Source organism: Mesorhizobium tianshanense, assembly GCF_007830515.1.
GTDB classification, from domain to species: Bacteria; Pseudomonadota; Alphaproteobacteria; order Rhizobiales; family Rhizobiaceae; genus Mesorhizobium; species Mesorhizobium tianshanense.
On record NZ_VLKT01000032.1, the window covers coordinates 83,502 to 90,442 of the forward strand.

The following is a 6,941-nucleotide window of genomic DNA, read 5'->3' on the forward strand; positions in this document are numbered from 1 at the left end:
CGCCGACAGCGTCCAGACGCTCCTGGCCAAGCAGGTGCGCGTCGCCAGCGAGAGATGTCCATCATTGGCGTCCAAGCAAGTGTCGCCGCACGTGCTGAGGAACAGCGCAGCGATGGAACTGCTGCAAGCAGGCTTCGTTTGCTCTGTGATCGCGCTGTGGCTCGCTCTCATAGTTCGCGGCATAAAGTTCAACGACGTTGAAGCGCTTCCTTATGTCCTCAGCAAGGTCGTCATGGCCACCCGAGCCGGACTTCCCACGACCTTTGCCCCTGCGGGAACATCTCGCGTGACCACGCTGCCAGCGCCCACGACCGCATCATCGCCAATCGTGACGCCCGGGAGAATGATTGCACCACCGCCGATCCAGACACGGCTGCCAATGCGGACAGAACGCCCGACCTGCAGCCCAGCCTGCCGCTGCTCAGGATCATGTGGATGATCGGCGGTATAGATCTGCACTGCAGGCCCGATTGCCGTCAATTCGCCAATCGTCACTTCTACTACGTCAAGGATGACGCAATTGAAGTTGAGGTAGACGCTGGCTCCGATCCGGATGTTGAAGCCGTAGTCGCAGTAAAAGGGCGGACGGATGACCGCTCCGGGCCCAACCTCTGCTAGCCGCTCGGACAAGAGCGCATGCCACTGCTCGGCGGTTTGGCCCAATGTATCATTGTACCGCTTCAGCCAAGCCCCAGTGGCCAGCAGGTCAGCTTGGATCTCCGGATCCGCCGCATTATACAACTCGCCTGCGAGCATCTTCTCTTTTTGACTGCGTATCATGTTTCCTCGTCAGATCGTATCCCGTGGTGTTAGGCGGCACTAACGACCCAGTCGGCAAGTGTCCAGCGGTCGAGTTGTTCCTTGCCGCTTCAGATGTGCGCCTGACGATAGAACGGAAAGTGATCGGTGTATGTGGATTCCAGCGCCTGGGCGACGGCTGCCTTCCCGTCCCCTTTCCCACACCACGCTCGAACATCCCAATGACCATATCAATCCCGGCATTATACGCAGGGTCGTCCCCAGACTGCACAGGGAACGCCATGGAGCGCTTCGACAACGATTTTGATCTCCAATCAGACAGCAAATTTCATGGTCAGCCGACTTGAGCCATGATTTCGGATTGAATCGTCGTTGCGGTGTATAGGGAAGCATCTAGCGGCAGATCCCCAAATGCCAGTTGACAAAGAAGGTAGTTGGCACCTGCCTCTTCCAACTGACCAAACAGAGCTTTTCGCACAGAAGCTGCCGATCCTACTACGCACAATTCACTCTCGATTGCTGCATCGAAGGTCAGCGGCAGGTTTGGTGGAGTCGGGATGGCATTGAGGTCGTAAAGGAATTTGAAGCTCTTAAGCCATCGTTCGTAAGCAGGTGCCGCCAGCGAATACGCATCTGCTTCAGAACGCCCAATCACTACCATTCGGAGCAATCCAAGAAATGGTGCTCGCTCGTCCGCCTCGGTTTTGTGCTCTCGACCGGCGCGGAAGGCATCAGTAGTTCTGCGAACGGAAGAGGAAGGTCCCACACACGCGATATTTGCGCCATTAGCCGCGGCCCAGCTTGCCGGCTCGGGTCGATTGGTGGCGATCCAGGTCGGCGGATGCGGCCGCTGATGAGGTCTTAGCGTCAAAGGAACGCCATTCAGTTCAAAATGGCGGCCTTGATAAGATAGCGTGCCGCCCTTCATCGCATTAATAAGGATCTCGCTGGCTTCCGCATACTGGCCTGGCGCCGCGTCCGCACCAATCCCGAAGTAACCCAATTCGGTGGGAAAAGAGCCGCGTCCTATACCGAGTTCGAGCCTGCCACCACTCAATTGGTCAAGCATACAGATCTCTTCGAACGCACGCAGCGGATGATAAAGGGCAAGTAGCATTACCAACGGGCCGACACGAAGGCGCTGGGTGCGCTGGGCGACGCTCGATAAGAACAGATTCGGCGATGGGCCTCTCCCATGCGGGGTACAGTGATGCTCTGCCAGATGATATGCATAGAAACCGAGGTGATCGCACGCCTCTGCCAGCATCAGGCGATCCGCGTATTGTCGGGCCATATCGCGGCCGTCCTCGTCCAGGTGATCGAAGATGCCGAAGGTCAGGGTTGAAGGAAAGGCGTTTCTCACTCGATTTCTCCAAGTTTAACGCAGGAAGTTCTCTTGCTTGCGATGATCAAGCAATTCAAAGATATAGAGGTGTGTGATCGCTCGGATTATCGCCCGCGTAGCGCGGAAGCAGAGCCTGATGCTGCCCAACGTCTGGACCTTGGCATCTTTAAGCTTCCAGAAATATCTCTCGCGGCTGCAAGGAATGCATCCATCTGTTCTTTTGTGCCGATGCTGACGCGGATGTAATTTTCCAAACCTTTATCAGGAAAAAAGGCCACAAGTATCTTTTGCCTTTCCAAGGCTGCCTGCCACCATGAGCCGTCCTGTCCCGCTGGCGCACGGGCTAACACGAAATTTGCATGGGATGGTGCTACTGAAAATCCAAGTTGCAACAGCGCCAAGGTGACCCGCTGTCGTTCACGCTTGATGTGTTTGTGGTTGTCTGCATAAGCGTCGCGATGAGCAAGGATGCTGATACCAACCGCATGCCCAATCACATTCATGTTGAAGACGTTCTGGATGTTGCGCAGCCTGCCAATAATTTCGGGGTGACCGAAACCGAAACCGACGCGAACGCCGGCGGTGGCATAGCTTTTCGAAAACGTTCTTAAGACCAGAAGGTTCGAATAACGATCGATGAGGCGCAGACCATTGTCAGGTGCAAAGTCGACGTAGGCCTCATCCAGGACGATCAAGCGGTCCGATTGTGCTAGGAGGCGTTCGATATCGGCCACCGGAACAAACGTTCCGGTGGGATTGTTCGGATTGGCCAACAGAATGAACTTGGCGTCTTTTGCAGGGCCGAAAAGCAATTGCTCAACCGGCAAGGAATGAGCTTCGCCGCATCCGATTTCGAGAAATTGAGCGCCCTGCAACATGGCAAGTTTGCGGTTGAACGAAAAACCTGGCGACATCATCGCCACGCTGTCGCCCGGGGCAAGGAAAGCTCTGTAGATGAGCCCGAGCAGTTCAGACGATCCGTTACCGGCAATCACCTGATCCTTGGAGACGCCGTAGGCATTGGCGGCTGCTTCCCTCAAGCTGATGTTGTCGTCTTCTGGATATAGATACTGCCGTTCGAGAGCCGCAATCGCACTTTGCATTATGATTGTCGGCAACGGAAATGGGTTCTCATTCGTGTTTAGTTTGACGCAACTTGTATCCGGCGCTGGTCGGTCGGATGGCAGAGCCTCTAACTGTCTCGCCACTTGCGAAAGTGACGAAAGCACACTTTGCATTTTTGCATCGGACATATTCTTCTCCGTTTCCAGTCGCAGAGGGCATCCGGCATGAGCTGATGGTCGAGAGCGACATGGCCGACAAAGCGGCGATCACAGCGCTGCTTCACGCCACCTTTGTTAGGGACGCCGACTGCCGTGAGGTCCGGCGGGCTGCCCTCCATCGGATCGAATTGGCGCCGACGCGGGGGGGGGGTGCATCCACTCGTCATCGGGCCAAGGCCCGCCAAACCACCAACGCTTGATTTGTCCCAGCTATTCGCCTCAGTCGTCCTTTCACAGACGCTTGATCTCGATGCCGTATTTCCTCAGCACGTAGCCAATCTGGCGCGGCGTCAGTCCAAGCAGGCGCGCCGCCTTTGCCTGCACCCAGCCACATCTTTCCATGGCCGCGATGACACGCTCGGCATCGGTCATCCTCGCACCATCTGAGTAGGCTGCGCCGGCAGACGCTAGAGGTGGCTGCCCAGCGACGGCAGGCGGGATTGCAACGGCGGTAGAACCAGCGGCCGCAGCCGGCGGTGTGGTCACGATCGGCTCCGGTTGCTGCGCGATCTTGCCCGATCGGCTCTTGCACAGCGCCACGGAAAAGCACTGGCCGTGGCAGCAGGAAAAGTCGTTTCTCCCGATTGATGGTCCCGCCGCCATGATCGCTGTCCGGTGCACGCAATTTTCGAGCTCGCGAATGTTGCCGGGAAAATCACAGTTCGTCAGTACTTCAATCGCACTCGGATCGAAGGTCAGCGTACGGCCGTTCTCATCGTTGAAATTCTTGAGAAACTCAGCCGCGAGGAGCGGAATATCACTGCGCCTTTCGCGTAACGCCGGCACCAGCAAGGGAACCACGCTGATGCGGTAATAGAGGTCGGCGCGGAACTCGTTCCTTGCAACCGCCTCTTCCAGGTTCTTGTTCGTGGCGGCAATCACGCGAACATCGACCTTAATGGTCTGGTTGCCGCCGACGCGCTCGAACTCCTGCTCTTGCAGCACGCGCAGTAACTTTGCCTGGAACGAGGCCGAGATCTCGCCGATCTCGTCCAGGAACAACGTCCCCTTGTCGGCGAGCTCAAAGCGCCCCTTGCGCGAATTGAACGCGCTGGTGAAGGCACCCTTCTCATGACCGAACAATTCGGATTCCAGGACTGTCTCAGGCAGCGCCGCGCAATTGAGCTTGATGAAGGGCCGCTTGGCGCGCGGCGACAACTCGTGAATGGCCTTGGCGATCAGTTCCTTCCCGGTACCGGATTCGCCTCGCAACAGAACCGTAATCTTCGCCTCGGCTACCACCGCGACCTTCTCGAGCAGACCGCGTAGCGCCGGACTGTCGCCAATAATTCCCTTGACGTAAACCTTCTTGCGCTCCCGCGCAGGATGCTTGAGCTCGCGGGATTGCTTTTGCAGCCGCTCCTTCTCCGCCATCGGTTGCTCGCGGTCGCACGCGAATGAGCGATGCAACTTCACTGTCTGTCCCACCAGGTTGGCGATCACGCGTAGCAGACGGAGGTTGTAATCGAGCCAAGATCTTGACCCATCGTCCAGCACGCGGTCGATGGTCAGCGTGCCCACGACGTTCGCATCGACGCGAATGGGAACACCGATGAACGACACTCGTATGGTGTCGGAGGCCCCGAGCACGTCCGTGTCGGCGGCACTGAAGGCCGAATGCACCGCTATGTTCTCGGCGACGAGGGGCGTGTCCGTCGTCACAATCTGGTCGATTGCCTTCCGCGGCAGGTACATCCGGCAGCGCTCATCGCAGCTCTCGCTCCAGCCGGCGCCTACGGTGATGTCCAGTTGGCCATCACCGTCGAGGAGAGAGATGATGCCGCACCGCATCTGCACAAACGATCGCAGAAGATCGACGACCTTGGCCAACGTGACTTCGAGCCGGGAGGGGGCGGCGAGTACTTTCGATATTTCGAAGACCCCGGTAAGCGCGCTCTCGTGTGACGGCACAATTGGGACCGCGTTGTTCGTCTCGGGCTTTGAGTTAGCCCTTTTCGCGTCCTGAAGCGATGTGCAGCATGACGGTGTCTCCCCGGCACTTTGTTCGGATTCGCGAGTATTGTCTAAGTCTAGCATATCATCCTCGATCTCGCGCCGCGAAATCAATGCTCGCGGCATTTGCGCCTGCGACGTCGTCCGGCGCGTAAACGCTCTCGGCAAATGGCATTGTCGCCCGAGCCGTCGTTGACCAGCACCAGCGTCTTCTCCCCGCCGGCCGCGGCGTGATCGGCGAGTTGGCTTGCGCGCGGGAGGCCACGCATTGAAGCGTTGCAAGGCGTTGATAGAGATAATCGAGACGGCGACTTCGGTGGCGGCAGACCGGACTTCCGCAGCCGGCATGCCGCCTGCAACAGGATTGCTGAAAAGATGGTCGCGGAGTTGGGCGCGGTTCAGGCCCTGGTCACGGGCAAGCGCGAAAAATGCCCGAACATCAAATCGGGGCGCCGTCGTGTAGGGTGCAAAGCGAGGCGGTACCGGAAGCATGGCTTGACTCTCCTTCCTGAAGTGCGCCGCCGTTCCAGGCTTCTGCCGGACGCAACCGCACGTTGATTGAGCAGACTGGAATGAGGGTTGCTAGTCAATCGAGCTTTCTTTCATTTGTGAAAAGAAACTCGGCGCCAATGATAGAATTCCATCATTTATTTTCGAGCAGATTGATGTCGAACGGCAGAAATGTCTCCCCCGGCATCTCTGCGGTGCCTGGCGCGCGCTGACCGTGCAGAGCGTGTTGCATGGCTGTGCCATTCACCAATCGCCTTGAAGTAGTAAGCAGCCCGACGACGCTGATCGGCTCGCTGGCGTTGCTCGCTGCAACCGCCATTCCCTCAGTGTGATGACGTAGAAGTGATGGCGCGAAGCTTGTAAGCGCGGCTCCCTTGGCAGTGCTTCGGACTGTAAGCATCTCCCGAACCGCACCGTCGCGGGTCAGTGGAATCGGTCTCTGCTTCTCGGCGTCCCCTTCCAAACTCCGGCTGCCGCAGGAGCGCGGCAAGAGCACGGTCGCGTAGGGAATACTCCGCTCTGGTGCAATGCGGCCCGTCGCGAAGACGACAAAACCGAGTGTCCCACCAAGAAGTGCGAGCAAAACCGCACGCCAGAGAGGTCGACCGGCGGCCGATCTGCCAGGGAACATCAAAAGGCGAACTGCAAGTTACCCTTATCAATCCCGTCTTCTGCCAGAGATTTGTTCAGACCCGACCGTTGGCGAACCTTAGTGCGGAATTCCGCCCATTGTGAAGGCAGATAGTGCGGAAACCCGCACATAGCCGCTGGCGCGAGATGACAGAAATCGGGAAAAGGCATGATTGGCGCAGATCTCCATTTGGCACGGCACTTGCGCCCGAGATGGCAGCAGCGTTCGACCGGAGCGCCGCGATGGGAGAAGCCTGGGAAGGGAGGAAGAGCCCGCCCCCTATCCGGTCAGGGAGAGAAACGGTGTTAGCTCCACAAGTCCGCAGCGCGAGTCCCGCGCCCCGCAAGGCCTTCTACGCCAAGCCCTACGTGCAGGTGCTTGCCGCCATCGCCCTCGGCATCGTACTCGGCCATTTCTATCCGGAACTCGGCGAGAGCGTGAAGCCGCTGGGTGATGCCTT

5 protein-coding genes and 1 pseudogene are annotated in these 6,941 nt (G+C 58.1%); 1 reads left to right on the forward strand and 5 read right to left on the reverse strand.

Translation table 11 applies throughout. From position 1 onward, the window contains the following. Window positions 1–210: 210 nt before the first annotated feature. From IQ26_RS23860 to IQ26_RS23880, 5 genes are all read right to left on the reverse strand, one after another. Complete coding sequence (locus IQ26_RS23860; RefSeq protein ID WP_145720767.1) at window positions 211–780, reverse strand: sugar O-acetyltransferase; 570 nt, start codon at window positions 778–780, stop codon at window positions 211–213. 313 nt (window positions 781–1,093) lie between these two features. Then, on the reverse strand, window positions 1,094–2,122 hold the full coding sequence (locus IQ26_RS23865) for an LLM class flavin-dependent oxidoreductase (RefSeq protein WP_145720768.1): 1,029 nt from the start codon (window positions 2,120–2,122) through the stop codon (window positions 1,094–1,096). An 86-nt stretch (window positions 2,123–2,208) separates the two neighbouring features. Then, entirely contained in the window at window positions 2,209–3,357 is a 1,149-nt protein-coding gene (hisC, locus tag IQ26_RS23870) for a histidinol-phosphate transaminase (RefSeq protein ID WP_145720769.1), read from the reverse strand. 261 nt (window positions 3,358–3,618) lie between these two features. Then, entirely contained in the window at window positions 3,619–5,424 is a 1,806-nt protein-coding gene (nifA, locus tag IQ26_RS23875) for a nif-specific transcriptional activator NifA (RefSeq protein WP_145720778.1), read from the reverse strand. A 559-nt stretch (window positions 5,425–5,983) separates the two neighbouring features. Then, window positions 5,984–6,169 carry a hypothetical protein gene (locus IQ26_RS23880; protein ID WP_145720770.1) on the reverse strand — a complete coding sequence of 62 codons (186 nt, stop codon included), beginning with the start codon at window positions 6,167–6,169 and terminating at the stop codon, window positions 5,984–5,986. 554 nt (window positions 6,170–6,723) lie between these two features. Between IQ26_RS23880 and IQ26_RS41550 the strand changes: the two are divergent. Continuing rightward, window positions 6,724–6,941 (forward strand): annotated as a pseudogene (locus tag IQ26_RS41550) (hypothetical protein); the annotation flags it as partial.